Origin of the sequence: Acidovorax sp. 210-6 (assembly GCF_010020825.1) — a bacterium.
GTDB lineage: Bacteria > Pseudomonadota > Gammaproteobacteria > Burkholderiales > Burkholderiaceae_C > Simplicispira > Simplicispira sedimenti.
Genome location: NZ_JAACJE010000001.1, coordinates 3778083 through 3797612, shown reverse-complemented (window position 1 = coordinate 3797612; position 19530 = coordinate 3778083). Strand labels below are relative to the sequence as shown.

Annotated in this window: 27 protein-coding genes and 4 tRNA genes; 23 read left to right on the top strand and 8 right to left on the bottom strand. The window is 62.2% G+C overall.

The features are described 5' to 3' along the window. The first annotated feature begins 7 nt into the window (after positions 1 to 7). From rplV to GWK50_RS17705, 6 genes are all read left to right on the top strand, one after another. Positions 8 to 340 (top strand): 50S ribosomal protein L22, encoded by a 333-nt coding sequence (gene rplV / locus GWK50_RS17730; RefSeq protein ID WP_162017661.1) that lies wholly within the window; start codon positions 8 to 10, stop codon positions 338 to 340. A 15-nt stretch (positions 341 to 355) separates the two neighbouring features. Further along, positions 356 to 1234 carry a 30S ribosomal protein S3 gene (gene rpsC / locus GWK50_RS17725; RefSeq protein WP_162017660.1) on the top strand — a complete coding sequence of 293 codons (879 nt, stop codon included), beginning with the start codon at positions 356 to 358 and terminating at the stop codon, positions 1232 to 1234. Positions 1235 to 1236: 2 nt separating this feature from the next. Beyond that, entirely contained in the window at positions 1237 to 1653 is a 417-nt protein-coding gene (gene rplP / locus GWK50_RS17720; protein ID WP_162017659.1) for a 50S ribosomal protein L16, read from the top strand. 16 nt (positions 1654 to 1669) lie between these two features. After that, entirely contained in the window at positions 1670 to 1864 is a 195-nt protein-coding gene (gene rpmC / locus GWK50_RS17715; protein ID WP_162017658.1) for a 50S ribosomal protein L29, read from the top strand. A gap of 9 nt (positions 1865 to 1873) precedes the next feature. Beyond that, positions 1874 to 2143, top strand: coding sequence for a 30S ribosomal protein S17 (gene rpsQ / locus GWK50_RS17710; RefSeq protein WP_162017657.1), 270 nt, complete (start codon positions 1874 to 1876; stop codon positions 2141 to 2143). 118 nt (positions 2144 to 2261) lie between these two features. Continuing rightward, positions 2262 to 2771, top strand: coding sequence for a peroxiredoxin (locus GWK50_RS17705; RefSeq protein ID WP_162017656.1), 510 nt, complete (start codon positions 2262 to 2264; stop codon positions 2769 to 2771). Between the two features lie 80 nt (positions 2772 to 2851). Here the strand turns inward: GWK50_RS17705 and GWK50_RS17700 are convergent, their stop codons facing one another. Beyond that, on the bottom strand, positions 2852 to 3340 hold the full coding sequence (locus GWK50_RS17700) for a GNAT family N-acetyltransferase (protein ID WP_162017655.1): 489 nt from the start codon (positions 3338 to 3340) through the stop codon (positions 2852 to 2854). Between the two features lie 45 nt (positions 3341 to 3385). After that, positions 3386 to 3940, bottom strand: a complete 555-nt coding sequence (locus GWK50_RS17695) for a TlpA disulfide reductase family protein (protein WP_162017654.1) — start codon at positions 3938 to 3940, stop codon at positions 3386 to 3388. Positions 3941 to 4131: 191 nt separating this feature from the next. On the opposite strand from GWK50_RS17695, the gene GWK50_RS17690 reads away from it, so the two are divergent. From GWK50_RS17690 to ptsP, 3 genes are read left to right on the top strand one after another with little or no spacing between them, the layout of a single operon-like run. Beyond that, the gene (locus GWK50_RS17690) at positions 4132 to 4578 is read left to right on the top strand and encodes a PTS fructose transporter subunit IIA (RefSeq protein ID WP_162017653.1); all 447 of its coding nucleotides are present in this window, start codon (positions 4132 to 4134) and stop codon (positions 4576 to 4578) included. Continuing rightward, entirely contained in the window at positions 4547 to 4816 is a 270-nt protein-coding gene (locus GWK50_RS17685) for an HPr family phosphocarrier protein (protein ID WP_162017652.1), read from the top strand. The genes GWK50_RS17690 and GWK50_RS17685 overlap by 32 nt, the downstream gene beginning before the upstream one ends. A 37-nt stretch (positions 4817 to 4853) precedes the next feature. Then, complete coding sequence (ptsP, locus tag GWK50_RS17680; RefSeq protein WP_162017651.1) at positions 4854 to 6617, top strand: phosphoenolpyruvate--protein phosphotransferase; 1764 nt, start codon at positions 4854 to 4856, stop codon at positions 6615 to 6617. A gap of 52 nt (positions 6618 to 6669) precedes the next feature. On the opposite strand, the gene GWK50_RS17675 is transcribed toward ptsP, so the two are convergent. Genes GWK50_RS17675 through GWK50_RS17655 form a run of 5 tightly spaced genes read right to left on the bottom strand, consistent with a single transcriptional unit; the run spans position 6670 to position 10260 of the window. Then, positions 6670 to 7503 carry a DMT family transporter gene (locus GWK50_RS17675; protein WP_162017650.1) on the bottom strand — a complete coding sequence of 278 codons (834 nt, stop codon included), beginning with the start codon at positions 7501 to 7503 and terminating at the stop codon, positions 6670 to 6672. 9 nt (positions 7504 to 7512) lie between these two features. Further along, the gene (locus tag GWK50_RS17670) at positions 7513 to 8247 is read right to left on the bottom strand and encodes an AraC family transcriptional regulator (RefSeq protein ID WP_162017649.1); all 735 of its coding nucleotides are present in this window, start codon (positions 8245 to 8247) and stop codon (positions 7513 to 7515) included. Positions 8248 to 8271: 24 nt separating this feature from the next. Further along, complete coding sequence (gene lipA / locus GWK50_RS17665) at positions 8272 to 9252, bottom strand: lipoyl synthase (RefSeq protein WP_162017648.1); 981 nt, start codon at positions 9250 to 9252, stop codon at positions 8272 to 8274. Positions 9253 to 9260: 8 nt separating this feature from the next. Continuing rightward, the gene (gene lipB, locus GWK50_RS17660) at positions 9261 to 9950 is read right to left on the bottom strand and encodes a lipoyl(octanoyl) transferase LipB (protein WP_162017647.1); all 690 of its coding nucleotides are present in this window, start codon (positions 9948 to 9950) and stop codon (positions 9261 to 9263) included. 13 nt (positions 9951 to 9963) lie between these two features. Beyond that, entirely contained in the window at positions 9964 to 10260 is a 297-nt protein-coding gene (locus GWK50_RS17655; RefSeq protein WP_162017646.1) for a DUF493 family protein, read from the bottom strand. 268 nt (positions 10261 to 10528) lie between these two features. Here GWK50_RS17655 and GWK50_RS17650 point away from each other — a divergent pair, with 268 nt between their 5' ends. The 10 genes from GWK50_RS17650 to GWK50_RS17605 all read left to right on the top strand — a co-directional run bounded on the left by GWK50_RS17650 (position 10529) and on the right by GWK50_RS17605 (position 18390). Beyond that, positions 10529 to 11011 (top strand): ATP synthase subunit I, encoded by a 483-nt coding sequence (locus tag GWK50_RS17650; RefSeq protein WP_162017645.1) that lies wholly within the window; start codon positions 10529 to 10531, stop codon positions 11009 to 11011. A 4-nt stretch (positions 11012 to 11015) separates the two neighbouring features. Next, entirely contained in the window at positions 11016 to 11894 is an 879-nt protein-coding gene (atpB, locus tag GWK50_RS17645; RefSeq protein ID WP_162017644.1) for a F0F1 ATP synthase subunit A, read from the top strand. 53 nt (positions 11895 to 11947) lie between these two features. Beyond that, a complete protein-coding gene (atpE, locus tag GWK50_RS17640; RefSeq protein WP_162017643.1) occupies positions 11948 to 12196 on the top strand; it encodes a F0F1 ATP synthase subunit C in 249 nt (82 codons plus the stop codon). Positions 12197 to 12233: 37 nt separating this feature from the next. Next, on the top strand, positions 12234 to 12704 hold the full coding sequence (locus tag GWK50_RS17635; RefSeq protein WP_162017642.1) for a F0F1 ATP synthase subunit B: 471 nt from the start codon (positions 12234 to 12236) through the stop codon (positions 12702 to 12704). Positions 12705 to 12714: 10 nt separating this feature from the next. Further along, complete coding sequence (locus GWK50_RS17630) at positions 12715 to 13257, top strand: F0F1 ATP synthase subunit delta (protein ID WP_162017641.1); 543 nt, start codon at positions 12715 to 12717, stop codon at positions 13255 to 13257. Between the two features lie 44 nt (positions 13258 to 13301). Then, complete coding sequence (gene atpA, locus GWK50_RS17625) at positions 13302 to 14855, top strand: F0F1 ATP synthase subunit alpha (RefSeq protein WP_162017640.1); 1554 nt, start codon at positions 13302 to 13304, stop codon at positions 14853 to 14855. 18 nt (positions 14856 to 14873) lie between these two features. Beyond that, on the top strand, positions 14874 to 15746 hold the full coding sequence (gene atpG / locus GWK50_RS17620; protein WP_162017639.1) for a F0F1 ATP synthase subunit gamma: 873 nt from the start codon (positions 14874 to 14876) through the stop codon (positions 15744 to 15746). 45 nt (positions 15747 to 15791) lie between these two features. Beyond that, positions 15792 to 17198: a F0F1 ATP synthase subunit beta gene (atpD, locus tag GWK50_RS17615; RefSeq protein WP_162017638.1), complete on the top strand. Its 1407-nt coding sequence runs from the start codon at positions 15792 to 15794 to the stop codon at positions 17196 to 17198. An 84-nt stretch (positions 17199 to 17282) separates the two neighbouring features. Beyond that, positions 17283 to 17702 carry a F0F1 ATP synthase subunit epsilon gene (locus GWK50_RS17610; RefSeq protein ID WP_162017637.1) on the top strand — a complete coding sequence of 140 codons (420 nt, stop codon included), beginning with the start codon at positions 17283 to 17285 and terminating at the stop codon, positions 17700 to 17702. 124 nt (positions 17703 to 17826) lie between these two features. Continuing rightward, the gene (locus GWK50_RS17605; RefSeq protein ID WP_162017636.1) at positions 17827 to 18390 is read left to right on the top strand and encodes a DUF2946 family protein; all 564 of its coding nucleotides are present in this window, start codon (positions 17827 to 17829) and stop codon (positions 18388 to 18390) included. Here GWK50_RS17605 and GWK50_RS17600 read toward each other — a convergent pair. Next, positions 18356 to 18865, bottom strand: a complete 510-nt coding sequence (locus tag GWK50_RS17600; protein ID WP_162017635.1) for a c-type cytochrome — start codon at positions 18863 to 18865, stop codon at positions 18356 to 18358. The two genes, GWK50_RS17605 and GWK50_RS17600, sit on opposite strands and share 35 nt — an antisense overlap. A gap of 148 nt (positions 18866 to 19013) precedes the next feature. On the opposite strand from GWK50_RS17600, the gene GWK50_RS17595 reads away from it, so the two are divergent. The 4 genes from GWK50_RS17595 (at position 19014) to GWK50_RS17580 (ending at position 19491) form a co-directional block, all read left to right on the top strand. Then, positions 19014 to 19089, top strand: a tRNA-Arg gene (locus GWK50_RS17595). A 73-nt stretch (positions 19090 to 19162) separates the two neighbouring features. Further along, positions 19163 to 19248: transfer RNA gene (locus GWK50_RS17590), tRNA-Tyr, on the top strand. A gap of 54 nt (positions 19249 to 19302) precedes the next feature. After that, positions 19303 to 19376, top strand: a tRNA-Gly gene (locus tag GWK50_RS17585). A 40-nt stretch (positions 19377 to 19416) separates the two neighbouring features. After that, a tRNA-Thr gene (locus GWK50_RS17580) sits at positions 19417 to 19491 on the top strand. The last annotated feature ends 39 nt before the right edge of the window (positions 19492 to 19530 follow it).

The following is a 19530-nucleotide window of genomic DNA, read 5'->3' as shown; positions in this document are numbered from 1 at the left end:
AACGACCATGTCTGAAACACGTGCAGTCCTCCGGGGCGTCCGTCTGTCGGTTGACAAGGGCCGTCTGGTTGCAGACCTGATCCGCGGCAAGAAAGTGGACCAGGCGCTGAACATCCTGACCTTCACGCAAAAGAAGGCAGCAGGAATCATCAAGAAGGTTCTGGAGTCGGCCATCGCCAACGCAGAACACAACGATGGTGCCGACATCGACGAACTGAAGGTCAAGACCATCTACGTTGAGCAAGGTGCCACGCTCAAGCGTTTCACCGCGCGCGCCAAAGGCCGCGGCAACCGCATCAGCAAGCCCACGTGCCATGTGTACGTGACGGTGGGCAACTAAAGGCCGAGGAAGACTATGGGACAAAAAATCCATCCAACCGGCTTCCGTCTGGCCGTCAGCCGCAACTGGGCCAGCCGTTGGTACGCAAGCAACCGTGACTTCGCCGGCATGCTGGCCGAAGACATCAAGGTGCGTGACTACCTCAAGGCCAAGCTGAAGAACGCTGCCGTTTCGCGCGTGCTGATCGAGCGCCCCGCCAAGAACGCCCGCATCACCATTTACTCGGCACGTCCGGGCGTGGTGATCGGCAAGAAGGGCGAGGACATCGAGACGCTCAAGAAAGAACTGGCGACCCGTCTGGGCGTGCCTGTGGCTGTCAACATCGAAGAAGTGCGCAAGCCCGAAATCGATGCCAAGCTGATCGCCGACAGCATCACCCAGCAGCTGGAAAAGCGCATCATGTTCCGCCGCGCCATGAAGCGCGCCATGCAGAACGCCATGCGTCTGGGCGCCCAGGGCATCAAGATCATGTCCTCGGGTCGTCTGAACGGCATCGAAATCGCTCGTACCGAGTGGTACCGTGAAGGCCGTGTGCCCCTGCACACCTTGCGCGCCGACATCGACTACGGCACCTCCGAAGCCAAGACCACCTACGGTGTGATCGGCGTGAAGGTGTGGGTCTACAAGGGCGACACGCTGGGCCGCAACGAGCAACCCGCTGCCGAGACGCCGCGCCCTGAAGAAGAGCGCCGTCCCCGTGGTCCGCGCCGCGATGGCCGCCCTGGTGGCGACCGCGCTGGTGCAGGCCGTGGTGGCCGCCGTCCCACGGGTGGCAATGCCGCCCCTGCCGATGGCAGCGACAAGCCCCAGGGCGCCGGTGGCGCCGATGCAACCGCCGTTAAGCGCGTACGCAAAGACGCGCCCGCTTCAGCAGCGGACGGTAAAGGAGAATAAACATGCTGCAACCTGCTCGCCGCAAATACCGCAAGGAGCAAAAGGGCCGCAACACCGGCATCGCTACCCGTGGCAACACGGTAGCCTTCGGTGATTTCGGTCTCAAGTGCACCGACCGCGGCCGCCTGACGGCCCGCCAGATCGAAGCCGCACGCCGTGCGATTTCCCGCCACGTCAAGCGTGGTGGCCGCATCTGGATCCGTGTGTTCCCGGACAAGCCTATTTCCAAGAAGCCCGCAGAAGTGCGTATGGGTAACGGTAAGGGCAACCCCGAGTACTACGTCGCTGAAATCCAGCCTGGCAAGGTGGTCTTCGAGATCCTGGGCGTGCCCGAGGAACTCGCCCGTGAGGCTTTCCGCCTCGCGGCTGCCAAGCTTCCGCTGCGCACGACGTTTGTCGCACGCCTGGTAGGCCAGTGATTCAGGAGAAACAGAAATGAAAGCTGCTGAACTGCGCCAAAAAGACGCCGCTGGCATCCAGGAAGAAATCAAGGCACTGCAAAAGGCTCACTTCGGCCTGCGCATGCAAAAGGCTACGCAACAGCTGGGTAACACCAGCCAGTTGCGCGCCACGCGCCGTGCCATCGCCCGTGCCAAGACCATTCTTGCCCAAAAGCAAGCCGCCAACTAAGGAGCCGAGATGACGGAAGCCAAAACATCCCTCAAGCGCACCCTGGTCGGCAAGGTCGTCAGCGACAAGCGTGCAAAGACCGTGACCGTGCTCGTGGAGCGCCGTGTGAAGCACGCGCTGTACGGCAAGATCGTGGTCAAGTCGAGCAAGTACCACGCGCACGACGAAAGCAACGAGTACAAGCTCGGTGACGTGATCGAAATCGCCGAAAGCCGTCCTCTGTCCAAGACCAAGAACTGGGTTGCGACCCGTCTGGTCGAAAAGGCCTCGCTGGTCTAAGCCTCTGCAGCCACCGCGCTGCAAGGAAAACGGAAACGACCCACAATGTGGGTCGTTTTCTTTTTGGGGCTTCGCAATGCAGCAGGCCTCTTCGACCAACCCCCTCCAGGAGACCCGCATGATCCAGATTGGCGACAGCTTGCCCGATACCACCCTCATGGAATATGTGCAGACCGAAGGCGAAGGCTGCAGCATTGGCCCGCGCCCGGTCCAGGTGGCGCAGGCCTGCGCCGGAAAGATCATTGCACTGTTCGCGGTGCCTGGTGCCTTCACGCCCACCTGCTCGGCACAGCATGTTCCAGGCTATGTGCGCAATGCAGCTCAGCTCAAGGCCGCAGGGGTGGATGAAATCTGGTGTGTGTCGGTGAACGATGCCTTTGTGATGGGTGCCTGGGCCCGCGAGCAGGCCACGGAAGGCGTGGTCCGCATGCTGGGGGATGGCGATGCCGCCTTTGCCAAGGCCACGGGCCTGACGCTGGATCTGAACGGCAAGGGACTGGGCCTGCGCAGCAACCGCTATTCCATGTTGGTGCGCAACGGTAAGGTGGAGCAACTCAACGTCGAAGCGCCAGGCAAGTTCGAGGTGAGCGATGCCGACACCCTGCTGCGCCAGTTGAAAGCGAACTGACGCTATTAAAATCGTAGCTGCCAGCGCAATGTTGCTGGGCGCTGGAGCTTAAAATGAGCGGGGAAATCTCAAGGCCATGCTCACAGCATGGCCTTGAGGTAATGCGCGCCTGCGATGGGGTTGTGGTAGTACGGCGGAATCTCTTCGAATCCCAGTTCGGCGTACAGGGCGCGGGCGGACTCCATGTCGTCCAGGGTGTCCAGCAGGATGCAGTCATACCCCGCCACACGGGCGCAGTCCATGATCGTCTCGGCCAGTTGTCGGCCCAGACCGAAGCCACGGAAGGCCTTGCGCACATACAGGCGCTTCATTTCGCAGGCGTTGGGGTAGTCGCTGTTGTCCAGCGGGCGCATGGCACAGCAACCAGCGTAGGCACCTTCCACCAGGGCCACCAGCAAGCTGCCGCGCGGCGGAGCATAGTCGCCGGGCAGTTGGGTGAGCTCCTCGTCGAAGTTCTGGAAACACAGGCTGATGCCCAAGCCCTCGGCGTATTCGGTGAACAGGGCGCGCACTTCGTTCCACTGCGCGGCGTTCTGCGGGGTCAGGAGCTGGATGTCGGGGGTATCCACTTCAGGCAATGATCAAAAAGACGGCCGCAGTGTACCCCCATCCATTCAGGACTCGGCCAGGAGCTGCTCGATGAGCTGGTGCAACTGCGCAAAATCGGGTGCGCCCACATAGGTCCGCACGATCTCGCCGCGCTTGTTCACCAGGTAGGTGGTGGGGGTGATACGAACATCGCCCCAGGCCTTGGCCACCGCACCGGTGTTGTCGATGGCCACCTTGAAGGGGAGCTTGCGGGTCTCGGCAAAATTGACCACGTAACTGGGCGGGTCGTAACTCATGGCCACCGCCAGCGTCTCGTAGCCACGGCTGCGGTATTTTTCGTAGGTTGAGACCAACTCCGGCATCTCAGCCACACAGGTCACGCAACTGGTAGCCCAGAAGTTGACCAATACCACCTTTCCGCGCAAATCCTGCGTCGTTTGTTGCGTGCCGTCGAGCAGCACAAAGGTGGATGCAGGCGCGGCCGATTGGCTGCAACCCGCCAACACCAGCCCGGCCGCACAGACCAGCCCCAGGGCCAATCTGCGCAGCCCTTCGGATGCGCCACGCCGGTGTGCAGCGAGCGTGCGGTAGGACAGATCAGAAAAGAAAAGGCTCTGCATGGGGACGGCTCCGGTGTCAGCAAGGGGCATACAGTGGTTTGCGCCCCGCGCCGCGATTGTGCGACAGCTTCGCGTTTCGAGCTGCATCAGCAGCGGAAGTTCAAGCACTGCAAGGACGTGCCTCGTCCGTGACGGCACCGGATCCGACAGCCAGGTCCGGAGCAGCCATAATGTCTGCTGCAGTACCGACCATGAGCACACGCATTTTTCTCATTGCCCACACGCCCCTGGCAAGTGCCCTCCGGGACTGTGCAATGCATGTCTTCCCAGATTGCGCGCAGCATGTGCTGGTGTTGGACGTGCAGCCCGATGCGACCCCTGAAGACTCCTTGGACCAGGCGCGCCAGTTGCTCGGCGGACAGGAGCAGGGAGCGCTCCTTGTGCTCACCGACGTGTTCGGCGCCACCCCCAGCAACATCGCGCAGCGCGTGGTCGAGGGGCGCCAGGCTCGCCTGGTCACCGGCGTCAACCTGCCCATGCTGCTGCGCTGTGTGTGTTACCGCAGCGAGGCACTCGACGCATTGGTGCAGCGAGCCGTGGTAGGCGGAACGCAAGGGGTGATGCAGGTGGCCGTCACCGCGCCACAGAACCAGAACCGCAGAACGAATGATCAAGACCAGCACGACCATCAGCAATAAACTGGGCCTGCACGCCCGCGCATCGGCCAAACTGACCAAACTGGCCGGCAGTTTCGACTGCGAAGTCTTCATGAGCCGTGGCGAGCGCCGCATCAACGCTAAAAGCATCATGGGCGTCATGATGCTGGCCGCGGGCATGGGTACCACGGTGGAGATCGAAACCGACGGCCCCCAGGAGCAGCAGGCCATGGACGCACTGCTCGCGCTGATCAACGACAAGTTCGGCGAGGGCGAATGAGCATGGCCGCAGTCACCACCACACCAGGAGACGGAGCATGACCTTCTCGATTGCTGGGTTGGCGGTGGCGCGTGGTATTTCGATTGGCCGCGCGGTGCTTGTGGGCGCCAGCCGCGTGGAGGTGGCGCATTATTTCATCGAGCCGGGGCAGATCGAGAGCGAGATCGACCGCGTGCGCTGTGGCCGCAATGCGGTGGTCGAGGAAATTCAGCGTTTGCAGGAAGACATTCCCGCCGATGCCCCCCAGGAGCTGACCGCGCTGCTGGATGTGCACCTGATGCTGCTGCAGGATGAAATGCTCACCAGCGGCGTCAAGCACTGGATCACCGATCGTCTGTACAACGCCGAATGGGCGCTGACCACCCAGCTGGAGGTCATCGGACGCCAGTTCGACGAGATGGAGGACGAGTACCTGCGTGAGCGCAAGGCCGACCTGGAGCAGGTGGTCGAACGCATCCTGCGCCACATGAAGGGCGTGGCCCATCCAGTGGTTCCGCAAAGTCCGCGCCGCAAGACCCAGCAGGACTTGATGCTGGACGACACCATCGACGTGCCCCTGGTGCTGGTGGCGCACGACCTGTCCCCAGCCGACCTGCTGCAGTTCAAGAAAAGCGTGTTTGCCGGTTTCGTCACCGACGTGGGTGGCAAGACCTCGCACACCGCCATCGTTGCGCGCAGCATGGACATCCCCGCCGTGGTGGGTGCGCGCACCGGCAGCCAGTTGGTGCGTCAGGATGACTGGGTCATCATCGATGGCGACGCCGGGGTGGTCATCGTCGATCCGTCGCCCATCCTTCTGGCCGAGTACGGCTTTCGTCAGCGCCAGATCGAGGTGGAGCGCGAGCGCCTGACGCGCCTGCGCCATACGCCTTCGGTCACGATCGATGGCGAGCGCGTCGAACTGCTGGCCAACATCGAGATGCCGCAGGACGCCGCTGCCGCCGTGGCCGCAGGCGCCCTCGGCGTGGGGCTGTTCCGCACCGAATTTTTGTTCATGGGCCGTGTGGGCAATTTGCCGGACGAGGAAGAGCAGTACCGGTCCTACCGCGAGGCGGTCGAAGGCATGCAGGGCCTGCCCATCACCATCCGCACCATCGATATTGGCGCAGACAAGCCCCTGGACAAGGGACACAAGGACACCTCGACCAACCCAGCGCTGGGCCTGCGCGCCATTCGCTGGAGTCTGGCCGATCCAGGCATGTTCCGCACCCAGTTGCGGGCGCTGCTGCGTGCCGCAGCGCATGGCAAGGTCAATATTCTGTTTCCCATGCTTGCCCATCCCGTCGAGGTGGAGCAGACCCTGGCCCAGGTGCGCCTGGCGCAGGCCGAGTTGGACGCACGCGGCGCGGTACACGCACCGGTGCGTCTGGGCGCGATGATCGAAGTGCCTGCAGCGGCGCTCATGGTGCGCTACTTCCTGCGGCACTTCGACTTTCTCTCCATCGGCACCAACGACCTGATTCAGTACACCCTGGCCATCGACCGTACCGATGAAGCAGTGGCCCATCTGTACGACCCCATGCACCCCGCGGTGCTGCGTTTGGTGGCCGACGTCATTGCTGCGGGCCGGGAGCAAGGCAAGAGCGTGTCGGTCTGCGGGGAGACCGCAGGCGATGTGACCATGACGCGCCTGCTGCTCGGTCTGGGCCTGCGCAGCTTTTCGATGTACCCCTCGCAGATCCTGCCGGTCAAACAAGAGGTGCTGCGTGCCGACACGCGCAAGCTGGCCGGGTGGGCGCGGGATCTGATCGAGGCAGACGGACTGGCAGCATCGGAGCAGTCTGCACCCCGGGTGCTATAAAAATAATAGCTTCTGGCGCTTTATTGGCGGGCGCTGGTGGCTAAATGACTCACTATTTCGCCCGCATCCCCAGCACGGCAGCGCTCAGGATCATGGCCGTGGACAACGCCAGGCTGGCGTGAAAGCGCTGCCCGCTCACCAGCACCAGCAGCGCTGTGGAGGCCAGCGGCGTGGCGTAGCTGAGAATGCCGATGTGCCGTGCATCGCCCAGCTTGAGGGCCTTGTCCCACAGGTAGAAGGCGCCCCCCAGCGGGCCCAGGCCCAGCACGGTCAGCAGCACGGCATCGCGTGCCTGCAGCGTGACCCCAGGCTCCAGCAGCACATGGCACAGCAAGGACAGCAGGCCCGACACCAGACCGAACAGCCCGATGGCCGTGGTGGGGAAGGCCGGCACGCGCCGGGTCAGCAGCGAATAGCTGGCCCAGATGAACGCCGCCGCCAGCGCAGGCAGGTAGCCCCAGGCCAGCGCACCGCTGAGCGAGCGCCCCCCCGTGATGGCAATCGCTGCGCCGCCAAATCCCAGCACAGCCGCCAGCACATGCGGCCAGCGCAGCGCCACGCCCGGCAGCAGCACGGGAGCCAGCACCACGATGAACAACGGCCACAGGTAGTTGACCAGGTTGGCCTCCACCGCAGGCGCATGGCGCAGGGCGATGAACAGCAGGAAGTGGTAGGCAAACAACCCATACACCCCCAGCGCCAGTGTGCGCAGTGGAATGCGCCATTGGCTCGGATCGCGCAGCACCAGTGGCCAGGCAGGCACACTGCCGATCAGCAGCGCAATGCCGGTGAGCAGAAAGGGCGGCACATGGGTGAGTGACACACCCAGCGAGGCGAGTGAGGCCCACAGCGCGATGGCGCCCAGGGCGTACAGATTGGCTTGCATGCGCGCAGCTTAAGGGCCCACGCCATCGCGGGGTGCGGCGCCATCGTCGCGCAATGCGGGTTTGGAGCGGCGCAGCGCTGCGGTAAGCGCCGAAGGGGAGCGGTAGCCGGTGCGTTGGGCCACCTCGGTCACAGGCATGCCCTGGCTGCGCATCCACCGGGCCTGTTCCAGGCGCAGGGTGCGCAGCCAGACCATGGGGGGGTGCCCTTGCTCGGCGCGGCAGCGGTCGGCAAACTGCGCGGGGCTCAAATGCGCCTGCGCCGCCAGATCGGCCACTTCCAGTGGACGGTGCCAGTGCGCAGCCGCCCAGGTGCGCAGGGCGTTCCAGTCGATGGGTCTGCCGCGCTCAGGCGATGGGCGGGGCGCAGTGGTGCCCGCCAGCCATGCCTCCAGCAGCAGTGCCGGACCATGCTCACGTGCCAGGCCGCTGCCTTGCTGCAGGGCCGTGGCAAGGTAGCGTGCCAGGGGCAGGGTGTGGCTGGTCCATGGCGCGAGGGCAATGCAGCGGGCCCAGCCGGGGTCGGCGCTGTCCAGCACCAGGCACTGGCTGCCCTGGGGGGAAGCGAAGTCGTGGCGTGCACCGGGTTCGATCACGCAGCCCCCGCCGCTGACCACGCGCTGGCCCCGGCCATCGACCTCCAGTTCAAGTGTGCCCGACAGGCCCAGCAGCACCTGGAAATACCCATGGCTGTGGCTGCCCGGCGATGCGCCGTAGTGCCGCAGCGAGAGCACGGGCGCTTGCATGGCGCTGCGGGCCTGGGGCTGAGGTCAGACGCCGGCCGACTTGGCCTGAACGTCGGCGTGGTAGCTCGAGCGCACGAGCGCGCCCACGGCGGCGTGGGTGAAGCCCATGTCGTAGGCTGCCTGTTCGTACATCTTGAAGGTGTCGGGGTGCACGTAGCGCCGCACCGGCAGGTGGCTGGTGCTGGGCGCCAGGTACTGGCCGATGGTGAGCATGTTGATGTCGTGCGCGCGCATGTCGCGCAGCACCTGCAGCACTTCTTCGTCGGTTTCGCCCAGGCCCACCATGATGCCGCTCTTGGTGGGCACATGGGGGTGGCGCGCCTTGAACTTCTTGAGCAGGTTGAGGGAGAACTGGTAGTCCGACCCAGGGCGCGCTTCCTTGTACAGGCGTGGTGCGGTTTCCAGGTTGTGGTTCATCACATCGGGCGGGGCCGCTTGCAGGATGTCCAGGGCACGCTCGTCGCGGCCACGGAAGTCGGGTGTGAGGATTTCGATCTGTGTCTGCGGCGAGAGCGCGCGGATCTGCCGGATGCATTCGACAAAATGGCCTGCACCGCCGTCGCGCAGGTCATCGCGGTCCACGCTGGTGATCACGGCGTATTTGAGGCGCATCTTGGCGATGGTTTGGGCCAGCTTCAGCGGTTCATCCTGGTCCAGCGCGTCGGGGCGGCCATGGCCCACATCGCAAAAGGGGCAGCGGCGCGTGCACTTGTCGCCCATGATCATGAACGTGGCCGTGCCATGGCCAAAGCACTCGCCGATGTTGGGGCACGAGGCTTCCTCGCACACGGTGTTGAGATTGCTCTCGCGCAGGATCTGCTTGATCTCGTAGTAGCGCGTGTTGGGCGAGCCCGCCTTCACGCGGATCCACTCGGGCTTTTTCAGCACCTCGCCATGCTCGACCTTGATCGGAATGCGCGAGAGCTTGGCGGCAGCCTTTTGCTTGGCCAGCGGGTTGTATTCGGCGGTGGATTGCGCTTCGCGCACGACATCGGAGGTGCTCATGACTGTGTTCAGGGGGCCAGCCGCACCGAGAGCTGTTTGCCCAGGACGCCAGCCACCTCTTCCCAAGTGGTTTGAACCCCGATTGTAGAAAGGTCGATGCTTTGCAAGCCTGCGTAACCACAAGGGTTGATGCGCTGGTAGGGTTCCAGGTCCATGGCGACATTGAGCGCCACGCCGTGGTAGGTGCGGTGGCGGCTTACCTTGATGCCCAGCGCGGCGATTTTTCCCAGGCCGGTGAAATCGGGTGCCTGTCGGGTGCCGCCCACGCCCTTTTGCGGGCGCTGAGGCAGTTGGGCATGGCTCTGTGGGTCGTCCAGCCGCACATAGATGCCGGGGGCCGAGGCCACACGGTGCCCGGTCACGCCAAAGTGCGCCAGCGTGCGAATCACGGCCTCTTCCAGGCGGTACACGTATTCCTTGACGTAGTAGCGCGCGCGCTGCAGATCGATGAGCGGGTAGGCGACGACCTGCCCCGGACCGTGGTAAGTGACCTGCCCGCCCCGGTTGGTGGCGACCACAGGGATGTTGCCTGCGGCCACCACATGGTGCTGTGCGCCGGCCATGCCGAGCGTGAAGACGGGGGGGTGTTCGCACAGCCACAACTCGTCGGGTGTGTCCTCGGAGCGCTGGGCGGTGAAGGCCTGCATGTCAGCGTAGGTCGGCAGGTAGGGCACGGTGCCCAGGGTGCGGATCAGCATGGCGCAGGCAGGGTCAGAGCACGACTTTGACCAGAGGGTGGCCGGTGAGTGCGCGGTACAGGTTGTCCAGTTGTTCGCGGCTGGTGGCCGTCACCGTCAGAGTGACGCTGAGGTAGTTGCCGCCCCGGCTCTCGCGCAATTCCAGGCGTGCCTCGTCAAAGTCTGGATCAAAGTCGCGCGCCACGGACACCAGCGCAGCGGTGAAGCCCTCCACGCGGGTGCCCATCACCTTGATGGGGAACAGGCATGGGTATTCGATGAGGCTTTCTTGCGGGGGGCGGGGTGACGAAGGCAGATCGGAGGTTGCCATGGATGACTCTTGAGGTGATGGCTTAGAGCGCCCTGCAGAGGGCCGCAGCGTTGACTGGAGGGCGACAGGTAGCGCCGTGAAACGTGATTGTGACAGGGCGGCGAATGGCCGTTTCAGGCATGCCCAACGTTGGTGCTGCACCACAAACAACCCACGAAGGCATATTGCAATGCACCATGGCGGTACAAAACATTGCCGAAGCTCTCGGGTTTTTACTTATAATCAAGGGCTTTGTGAAAGTTTCAGCCTGTAACGCGGGGCAAGAACGATGAAAAATATCGCTCCCGAGACGGAAGCTGAGGCTGAAGAATCCGACTTCAAGCCCCTGACGGCCCAAGAGGCTCAGGAATGGCGCAGGCGACACCCGGCACCGTCGGTGTGGCGCCTGGTGGCGGCGCAGGCCCTTATGGGGGTGGTTGTGGCGCTGGTGGCCTGGGGGGTGTCTGGCGAGCGGCATGTGGCCTGGTCTGCGGGTTACGGTGCTCTGGCGGTGGTCTTGCCCGCAGCGGTTTTTGCCCGGGGCATGGCGCGTCAGCGGCGTGCTGCTGGTGCTGCCATGGTTGGGTTCATGGGTTGGGAATTGGTCAAGATCGTGCTGACCATCGCCATGCTGGCTGCGGCGCCCTTGTGGGTATCGCAACTGAGTTGGTTGGCCCTGGTGGTGGGCATGTTGGTAACGATGAAAACGTACTGGGTCGCACTGCTGGTGCGCCCTGGTGTCCGAAAAACCGATGGATTGAGAGAAGAGTAGTCCGATGGCCGCAGAAGCGCACGCTCCCACAGCAAGTGAATACATCGTTCACCACTTGCAGCATCTCCAGAACGTCAAGCAGACCAAGATCGTTGATTTTTCGGTCATCAACTACGACTCCATCGTGGTGGCGGGCCTGCTTGGCCTGCTGGCGGTGTATGTGTTGTGGTTGGCTGCGCGCAAAGCCACTTCCGGGGTGCCGGGGCGTTTCCAGGCGGCGGTCGAAATCCTTGTCGAAATGGTGGACAACCAGGCCAAGGCCAACATCCACAACGCCGAGAGCCGCAAGTTCATTGCGCCCCTGGGTCTGACGGTGTTTGTCTGGATCTTTTTCATGAACTTCATGGACATGCTGCCCGTGGACTTGTTGCCCACGATTTGGTCCAAGGTTTACGAAGCGGCGGGGCATGACCCCCACCACGCCTACCTGCGTGTGGTGCCCACGGCAGATCTTTCCACCACGCTGGGTTTGGCGTTTGCCGTGCTGCTGCTTCGCTTCTGGTACAGCGTCAAGATCAAAGGTGCTGGTGGTTGGGCGCACGAATTGGTGTCCGCACCCTTCGGCACCAGCAAGAACCCGATCTTCGCCCTGATTCTGGGCGTGGTGAACGTGCTGATGCAAATCATTGAATATGTCGCCAACACCGTGTCCCATGGCATGCGGTTGTTTGGCAACATGTACGCTGGCGAGCTGGTCTTCATGCTGATCGCATTGATGGGCGGGGCTGCTGCGCTGTCGTTGTCTGGGGTACTGCTGCCTGTGGGCCACATCATTGCTGGCACCATCTGGACGCTGTTCCACATTCTGGTGATCACGTTGCAGGCGTTCATTTTCATGATGCTTGCGTTGATCTACCTCGGTCAGGCGCACAACGCGCACTAAACCATTCCCTTTCGTTTTTCCCTCAACCTTTCTTTCTTAACTCAGGAGTCATCATGGAAAACATTCTCGGTCTCGTCGCTCTGGCTTGTGGTCTGATCGTGGGTCTCGGCGCTATTGGCGCTTCGATCGGTATTGCTCTGATGGGTGGCAAGTTCCTCGAAGCGTCTGCCCGTCAGCCTGAGCTGATCAACGAACTCCAGACCAAGATGTTCATTTTGGCCGGTCTGATCGACGCGGCCTTCCTGATCGGCGTGGCCATCGCCCTGCTGTTCGCATTTGCCAACCCCTTCGCCCTGAAGTAAATCCCGCTCGCCCACCAACCCATAGAAAGGTGTTGCCGTGAGTATCAACGCGACCCTGTTCGTTCAGGCCATCGTCTTTCTGATCCTGGTGTGGTTCACGATGAAGTTCGTGTGGCCCCCGATCGCAAAGGCGCTGGATGAGCGAGCCCAGAAAATCGCCGATGGCCTCGCTGCCGCCGATCGCGCCAAGTCCGAGCTGACTGCTGCCAACCAGCGTGTCGAGAAGGAATTGTCGCAAGCGCGCAACGAAACGGCCAGCCGCTTGGCCGATGCCGAGCGTCGTGCACAGGCCATCGTCGAGGAGGCCAAGGCCCGTGCGACGGAGGAAGGCAACAAGATTGTTGCCGCAGCCCGTGCTGAAGCCGAGCAGCAGTCCATCCAGGCACGTGAAGCCCTGCGCGAGCAGGTGGCCGCGCTGGCCGTCAAAGGTGCCGAGCAGATTCTCCGCAAGGAAGTCAATGCCGGTGTCCATGCCGACCTGCTCAACCGCCTGAAGACGGAACTGTAAGGGGACGGACATGGCAGAACTCGCCACCATTGCACGTCCCTACGCTGAGGCGCTGTTCAAGGCCTGTGCGGCTTCGTCCGGCGCTGATCTGGCCGCTACTGCGTCCTGGCTCGATGAGTTGGCATTGATTGCCGACAACTCCCAGGTGCGCCAACTGGCCGATAACCCCAAAGTCACCGCAGACCAGGTTTTCGACCTGTTTGTTGGCGTGGCGCGCTCGGCGCTGCCCGACATGGCGCGCAACTTCCTGCGCACCGTGATCGACAACGGCCGCATCGCTGCCTTGTCGGAAGTGGCTGCGCAGTTCAGGGCCTTGGTCAACAGCCGCAATGGCTCCTCGGACGCCATCGTTCACAGCGCGTTTCCCATGGAGCCGTCAGCCCTGACGGAGCTTTCTGCCGCGCTGGAAAAGCGTTTTGGCCGCAAGCTCAACCTGTCCGTGCAGCTGGATCCGTCGTTGATCGGGGGCGTCCGTGTAGTGGTGGGCGATGAGGTGCTCGACACCTCCGTCAAGGCCCGTCTGGAACAAATGAAAGCGGCCCTCATTGCGTGAGAACGCTTGGGGTTTCGGCTAAACAAAGAAAGAAGGAAAGAGTCATGCAACTCAATCCCGCAGAAATTTCTGAACTGATCAAGAGCCGCATCGAGGGCCTGGCAGCCAGCAGCGATATCCGTAACCAGGGCACGGTGGTTTCCGTGTCCGACGGTATCGTGCGCATCCACGGCCTGTCGGACGTGATGCAGGGCGAAATGCTCGAATTCCCGGCCACGGCGGATGGTGCGCCCTCCTACGGCTTGGCGCTGAACCTCGAGCGCGATTCCGTCGGCGCCGTGATTCTGGGTGAGTACGAGCACATTTCCGAAGGCGACACCGTCAAGTGCACGGGCCGCATTCTGGAAGTGCCCGTCGGTCCCGAACTCATCGGTCGTGTGGTCAATGCCCTGGGCCAGCCGATTGACGGCAAGGGTCCCATCAACGCCAAGCTGACCGATGTGATCGAAAAGGTCGCGCCCGGCGTGATCGCACGCCAATCGGTGGACCAGCCGCTGCAGTCGGGCCTGAAGTGTATCGACTCCATGGTGCCCGTGGGCCGTGGCCAGCGCGAGCTGATCATTGGTGACCGCCAGACCGGCAAGACCGCTGTGGCCATCGACGCCATCATCGCCCAGAAGGGCCAGGGCGTGACGTGTATCTACGTTGCCATCGGCCAGAAAGCCTCGTCGATCAAGAACGTGGTGCGCGCACTGGAGCAAGCCGGCGCGATGGAATACACCATTGTCGTGGCTGCCTCGGCTTCCGAATCTGCCGCCATGCAGTACGTGTCGGCCTACTCCGGCTGCACGATGGGTGAATACTTCCGTGACCGCGGTCAGGACGCGCTGATCGTCTATGACGACCTGTCCAAGCAAGCCGTGGCCTACCGCCAGGTCTCGCTGCTGCTGCGCCGTCCCCCAGGCCGCGAAGCCTACCCCGGCGACGTGTTCTACCTGCACAGCCGTCTGCTGGAGCGCGCAGCCCGCGTGAACGCCGACTACGTCGAAGCCTTCACCAAGGGCGAAGTCAAGGGCCAGACCGGCTCGCTGACCGCGCTGCCCATCATCGAGACGCAAGCCGGCGACGTGTCTGCGTTCGTTCCGACCAACGTGATCTCGATCACCGACGGCCAGATCTTCCTGGAAACCAACCTGTTCAACGCCGGTATCCGCCCCGCCATCAACGCCGGTATCTCGGTGTCGCGCGTGGGTTCGTCGGCACAGACCAAGGTCATCAAGGGCCTGTCCGGCGGTATCCGTACCGACCTCGCGCAGTACCGTGAACTGGCCGCGTTCGCGCAGTTCGCCTCCGACCTCGATGCTTCCACCAAGAAGCAACTGGACCGCGGCGCGCGCGTGACCGAACTGCTCAAGCAGCCGCAATACAGCCCGCTGTCCATCTCGCTGATGGGCGCCTCGCTGTTCGCGGTGAACAAGGGCTACCTGGACGACATCGACGTGAAGAAGGTTCTGCCCTTCGAGCACGGCCTGCACCAGTTCCTCAAGACCAGCCACGCCGCGTTGCTCGACAAGATCGAGAAGAGCAAGGCCCTGGACAAGGATGCCGAAGCCGAACTGACCGCTGCGATCGCCGCGTTCAAGAAGTCGTTCGCTTAAACCGGACGAGGAGCCATCATGGCAACAGGCAAGGAAATACGCGGCCAGATCAAGAGCTTCGAGAACACGAAGAAGATCACGAAGGCCATGGAAATGGTGTCCGTGTCCAAGATGCGCAAGGCCCAGGACCGCATGCGTGCGGCCCGTCCCTACAGCGACAAGATCCGTAACATTGCCGCCAATCTGGGCAAGGCCAACCCCGAGTACGTCCACACGTTCATGAAGCCCAACGACGCCAAGGTCGCGGGCCTCATCGTGGTGACGACCGACAAGGGGCTGTGCGGCGGTCTGAACACCAACGTGCTGCGGGCCGTCACCGGCAAGCTGCGCGAGCTGCAGGGGCAGGGCGTCTCCACCGAGGCCGTGGCCATCGGTAACAAGGGCTTGGGCTTCCTGAACCGCGTCGGCGCCAAGGTGGTGTCGCAGGTCACGCAGCTCGGCGACCGTCCGCACCTGGACAAGCTCATCGGGCCGGTCAAGGTGCTGCTCGATGCGTATGCCGAAGGCAAGATCAACGCGGTGTACCTCGCGTACACCAAGTTCATCAACACGGTGAAGCAGGAGCCGGTGATCGAGCAGCTTCTGCCGCTCAAGGCCGACACGCTCCAGGCCGACGAAGGCCAGCACGGCTGGGACTACATCTACGAGCCCGACGCGCAGACCGTGATCGACGAACTGCTGGTGCGCTACGTCGAATCGCTGATCTACCAGGCCGTGGCCGAGAACATGGCGTCCGAGCATTCCGCCCGCATGGTGGCGATGAAGGCCGCCACGGACAACGCAGGCAACGTGATTGGCGAATTGAAGCTGGTCTACAACAAGACCCGCCAGGCCGCCATCACCAAGGAACTGTCGGAAATCGTGTCCGGGGCTGCGGCCATCAGCGGCTGATCGCTGCCCGCCACCACCGCAAGAATCAACCAATTGGAGCAACAAATGGCTCAAGCTCAAGGAAAAATTGTTCAATGTATCGGCGCCGTGGTGGACGTGGAGTTCCCGCGCGACCAGATGCCCAAGGTGTATGACGCCCTGAAGCTCGAAGGCTCGGCCCTGACGCTGGAAGTGCAGCAGCAGCTTGGCGATGGCGTGGTGCGTACCATCGCCCTCGGCTCGTCCGACGGCCTGCGCCGCGGCCTGGTCGTGACCAACACCGACCACCCCATCACCGTGCCCGTGGGCAAGGCCACCCTGGGCCGCATCATGGATGTGCTGGGTAACCCCATCGACGAGCGCGGCCCCGTGGGCCAGGAGCTGACTGCTTCCATCCACCGCAAGGCACCTGCGTACGACGAACTGTCGCCGTCGCAAGAGCTGCTGGAAACCGGCATCAAGGTGATCGACTTGGTGTGTCCGTTTGCCAAGGGCGGTAAGGTGGGCCTGTTCGGTGGTGCCGGTGTGGGCAAGACCGTGAACATGATGGAACTCATCAACAACATCGCCAAGGCCCACTCGGGTCTGTCGGTGTTCGCTGGTGTGGGCGAGCGTACCCGCGAGGGCAACGACTTCTATCACGAAATGGCCGATTCCGGTGTGGTGAACCTGGAAAATCTGGGCGAGTCCAAGGTGGCCATGGTGTACGGCCAGATGAACGAGCCCCCGGGCAACCGTCTGCGCGTGGCACTGACCGGTCTGACCATCGCCGAGTCGTTCCGCGACGAAGGCCGTGACGTGTTGTTCTTCGTGGACAACATCTACCGCTACACGCTGGCCGGTACCGAAGTGTCCGCTCTGCTGGGTCGTATGCCTTCCGCCGTGGGCTACCAGCCTACCCTGGCCGAAGAAATGGGCCGTCTGCAAGAGCGTATTACCTCGACCAAGGTTGGCTCGATCACTTCCATCCAAGCCGTGTACGTGCCTGCCGACGACTTGACCGACCCGTCCCCTGCCACGACCTTCGCTCACTTGGATTCCACCGTGGTGCTGTCCCGTGACATCGCCTCGCTGGGTATCTACCCCGCCGTGGACCCGCTGGACTCCACCAGCCGCCAGCTTGACCCCAACGTCGTGGGTGAAGACCACTACACCACGGCACGCGCTGTGCAGGGTACGCTGCAGCGCTACAAGGAACTGCGCGACATCATCGCCATTCTGGGTATGGACGAACTGGCTCCCGAGGACAAGCTGGCCGTGGCCCGCGCCCGCAAGATCCAGCGTTTCCTGTCGCAGCCTTTCCACGTGGCCGAAGTGTTCACGGGTTCGCCGGGCAAGTACGTGCCCCTGGCAGAAACCATCCGTGGCTTCAAGATGATCGTGAACGGCGAATGCGACCATCTGCCAGAGCAGGCGTTCTACATGGTCGGCACCATCGACGAAGCCTTTGAGAAAGCCAAGAAGGTGGCTTAAGTTCCGGGGTGAAAGGGGCGTCTGACCACCGGTTGACGACCCTGACCCAGCGCAAGCACTTTCGAAGATTTCAAAGGAATTCAGATGGCCAACACCATTCATGTAGACGTTGTCAGTGCCGAAGAATCCATCTTCTCCGGCGAGGCGCGTTTTGTCGCACTGCCTGGCGAGGCTGGTGAGCTGGGTGTCTATCCGCGCCATACTCCGTTGATCACGCGCATCAAGCCTGGCTCGGTGCGCATCGAGATGACCGATGGCAGCGAAGAGTTTGTCTTTGTTGCAGGCGGAATTCTTGAGGTTCAGCCGGATCGAGTGACCGTTCTTTCTGACACCGCTGTTCGCGGCAAGGATCTTGATGATGAGAAGGCCAACCAGGCCCGTCTCGCAGCGGAAGAGGCTGTCAAGAACGCGAAGAGCGAAATTGATTTGGCCCGTGCCCAGTCGGAATTGGCAGTCATGGCAGCTCAGATTGCCGCTTTGCGCAAGTTCCGCCAGAAGAAGTGAGAAGACTCCGCTCTAGCATCCGCAAGAACCCCGCGAATCGCGGGGTTTTTTCTTTGTGTAATGGGTGCCTATGATGGGCGGCGTGCGATCCAGCATTCCATGTAGGCATTGACGGGACTGCAAAGTGGACGACATTGTGATCAAAGCGATGGGCAAGTGGCCCAATGTACCGGCTTGCTACGGGTGGCTGGGCTTGGATGCGCGTGGTGACTGGTATCTCCGGGATCTTGCGGTGCAGGCGCAGGGAAGCTTCCCTCAGATCAAGGGGGAGAAAATAGTGCACTCCAAGTGGATTGCGTTCATGGGCCGGAACTATGCCGCCGATGCCAACGGCTGTTGGTTTTTCCAGAACGGTCCTCAGAGGGTCTTCGTCGAACTGGAGGTCACTCCCTGGGTCTTTCGGTTCGGAAAGACGGTCACAGAATTGATCTCCCACACGGGGGTGCTCACCGAGTCCTTGGGCTTCGTGCAGGATGAGCACGGATACGTCTATGCGAAAACTCCGATTGGCCTAGGGTTGCTTCATTCGCACGAGGTCGCATTGCTGGCGGAGCACATAGATGACCGGCTCCTCGCCATCGAGGAAGCCAGCAGCAAAGACTTTGAACGGAAATATGGCTACGTGAAAAGTCCGGGCGTCTACAGTGCAATTGCTACTGTGCCACCTCAGGAGCCTTCGGTTCGCTGAACCCTGCACCGGCCTTGTTGGCCAGAAACACCACGGCACGAGCGATTTCCAGATCGTTGAAGGCCCCTCCACCCTGTGCTGCCATCGCATTCTTCCCTTTGAGTGCCGATTGCAAGAGGCTTTCAAAGCCTTGTTTGACGCGTGGATCCCAGGCCTGGCTGTCGCCCAGCTTGGGAGCGCCCAAGGCTCCGGAGGTGTGGCAAGCTCCACACTGGGCTTGATAAACCTGCTCGCCAGTTTTCAGTGGGCGATTTGCATCGCGAATCTCCACCGTACCAACCTTTTGGATGCGCGCGTTCACCGACCGCTCCATGTCTGTGGACCCTGGGGATGTCTTGTATCCGGATGCTACGTAGCTGGCCAGCCCAATGATGGTCACGATGGGAACAATGAACCCGAGCAAACTCGCTGACAGCAGCTGCTTGGGCGATTTGACAGGGCCAGTTCCCGAGTGAGTGGTGTCATTGACGTGCATGGGTTGGCTCCTGGTGTTGTGTTGATGCAAATCAGTAAATTATAAAAAGGAAGTCTGCCCTTGTCCTGGCTGGCGTTGGCCGACATGTCATCAATCGTGCGATAATCGCGGGCTCGCGAAAGATGCAATCGCATCCCTCCGTGCCGCAGCGGCTGTAGCTCAGTGGATAGAGTATTGGCCTCCGAAGCCAAGGGTCGTGGGTTCGATCCCCGCCAGCCGCGCCACAGGAATGGATGTTGCATTGAACGCGATCTCTTGAGTTTGCGGAAAAAATTCTGCTATAATTTGAGATTCTCCGGAGGGGTGCCCGAGTGGCTAAAGGGGGCAGACTGTAAATCTGTTGGCTTACGCCTACGCTGGTTCGAATCCAGCCTCCTCCACCAAATGCAAGCAGAGCGCCAGTAATGCCTGGCGTTCTGTGGCGAGAAGCGAGAGCTGCGGGAGTAGTTCAATGGTAGAACCCTAGCCTTCCAAGCTAATGACGCGGGTTCGATTCCCGTCTCCCGCTCCAGTCTTGCGGTTTGTTTTTTTGTGCGAATGCTGTTCGCGCTGCCCATGTGGCTCAGTGGTAGAGCACTCCCTTGGTAAGGGAGAGGTCGCGGGTCCGATTCCCGCCATGGGCACCATCTTTGTGGTGCGGTCTGTTGATGGCTGCGTCGTAATCC

Excerpts from the sequence above, each read along its gene's own strand:
- GWK50_RS17610 (WP_162017637.1), top strand. The coding sequence starts at position 17,283 with ATGGCCAACACCATTCATGTAGACGTTGTCAGTGCCGAAGAATCCATC.
- lipB (WP_162017647.1), bottom strand. The coding sequence starts at position 9,950 with ATGCTGATCCGCACCCTGGGCACCGTGCCCTACCTGCCGACCTACGCT.
- rplV (WP_162017661.1), top strand. The coding sequence starts at position 8 with ATGTCTGAAACACGTGCAGTCCTCCGGGGCGTCCGTCTGTCGGTTGAC.
- GWK50_RS17670 (WP_162017649.1), bottom strand. The coding sequence starts at position 8,247 with ATGCAAGCGCCCGTGCTCTCGCTGCGGCACTACGGCGCATCGCCGGGC.
- GWK50_RS17675 (WP_162017650.1), bottom strand. The coding sequence starts at position 7,503 with ATGCAAGCCAATCTGTACGCCCTGGGCGCCATCGCGCTGTGGGCCTCA.
- atpG (WP_162017639.1), top strand. The coding sequence starts at position 14,874 with ATGGCAACAGGCAAGGAAATACGCGGCCAGATCAAGAGCTTCGAGAAC.
- atpD (WP_162017638.1), top strand. The coding sequence starts at position 15,792 with ATGGCTCAAGCTCAAGGAAAAATTGTTCAATGTATCGGCGCCGTGGTG.
- GWK50_RS17695 (WP_162017654.1), bottom strand. The coding sequence starts at position 3,940 with ATGCAGAGCCTTTTCTTTTCTGATCTGTCCTACCGCACGCTCGCTGCA.
- lipA (WP_162017648.1), bottom strand. The coding sequence starts at position 9,252 with ATGAGCACCTCCGATGTCGTGCGCGAAGCGCAATCCACCGCCGAATAC.
- rplP (WP_162017659.1), top strand. The coding sequence starts at position 1,237 with ATGCTGCAACCTGCTCGCCGCAAATACCGCAAGGAGCAAAAGGGCCGC.
- GWK50_RS17655 (WP_162017646.1), bottom strand. The coding sequence starts at position 10,260 with ATGGCAACCTCCGATCTGCCTTCGTCACCCCGCCCCCCGCAAGAAAGC.
- ptsP (WP_162017651.1), top strand. The coding sequence starts at position 4,854 with ATGACCTTCTCGATTGCTGGGTTGGCGGTGGCGCGTGGTATTTCGATT.
- atpE (WP_162017643.1), top strand. The coding sequence starts at position 11,948 with ATGGAAAACATTCTCGGTCTCGTCGCTCTGGCTTGTGGTCTGATCGTG.
- GWK50_RS17705 (WP_162017656.1), top strand. The coding sequence starts at position 2,262 with ATGATCCAGATTGGCGACAGCTTGCCCGATACCACCCTCATGGAATAT.
- rpsC (WP_162017660.1), top strand. The coding sequence starts at position 356 with ATGGGACAAAAAATCCATCCAACCGGCTTCCGTCTGGCCGTCAGCCGC.
- GWK50_RS17650 (WP_162017645.1), top strand. The coding sequence starts at position 10,529 with ATGAAAAATATCGCTCCCGAGACGGAAGCTGAGGCTGAAGAATCCGAC.
- GWK50_RS17690 (WP_162017653.1), top strand. The coding sequence starts at position 4,132 with ATGAGCACACGCATTTTTCTCATTGCCCACACGCCCCTGGCAAGTGCC.
- atpB (WP_162017644.1), top strand. The coding sequence starts at position 11,016 with ATGGCCGCAGAAGCGCACGCTCCCACAGCAAGTGAATACATCGTTCAC.
- GWK50_RS17600 (WP_162017635.1), bottom strand. The coding sequence starts at position 18,865 with ATGCACGTCAATGACACCACTCACTCGGGAACTGGCCCTGTCAAATCG.
- rpmC (WP_162017658.1), top strand. The coding sequence starts at position 1,670 with ATGAAAGCTGCTGAACTGCGCCAAAAAGACGCCGCTGGCATCCAGGAA.
- atpA (WP_162017640.1), top strand. The coding sequence starts at position 13,302 with ATGCAACTCAATCCCGCAGAAATTTCTGAACTGATCAAGAGCCGCATC.
- GWK50_RS17685 (WP_162017652.1), top strand. The coding sequence starts at position 4,547 with ATGATCAAGACCAGCACGACCATCAGCAATAAACTGGGCCTGCACGCC.
- rpsQ (WP_162017657.1), top strand. The coding sequence starts at position 1,874 with ATGACGGAAGCCAAAACATCCCTCAAGCGCACCCTGGTCGGCAAGGTC.
- GWK50_RS17630 (WP_162017641.1), top strand. The coding sequence starts at position 12,715 with ATGGCAGAACTCGCCACCATTGCACGTCCCTACGCTGAGGCGCTGTTC.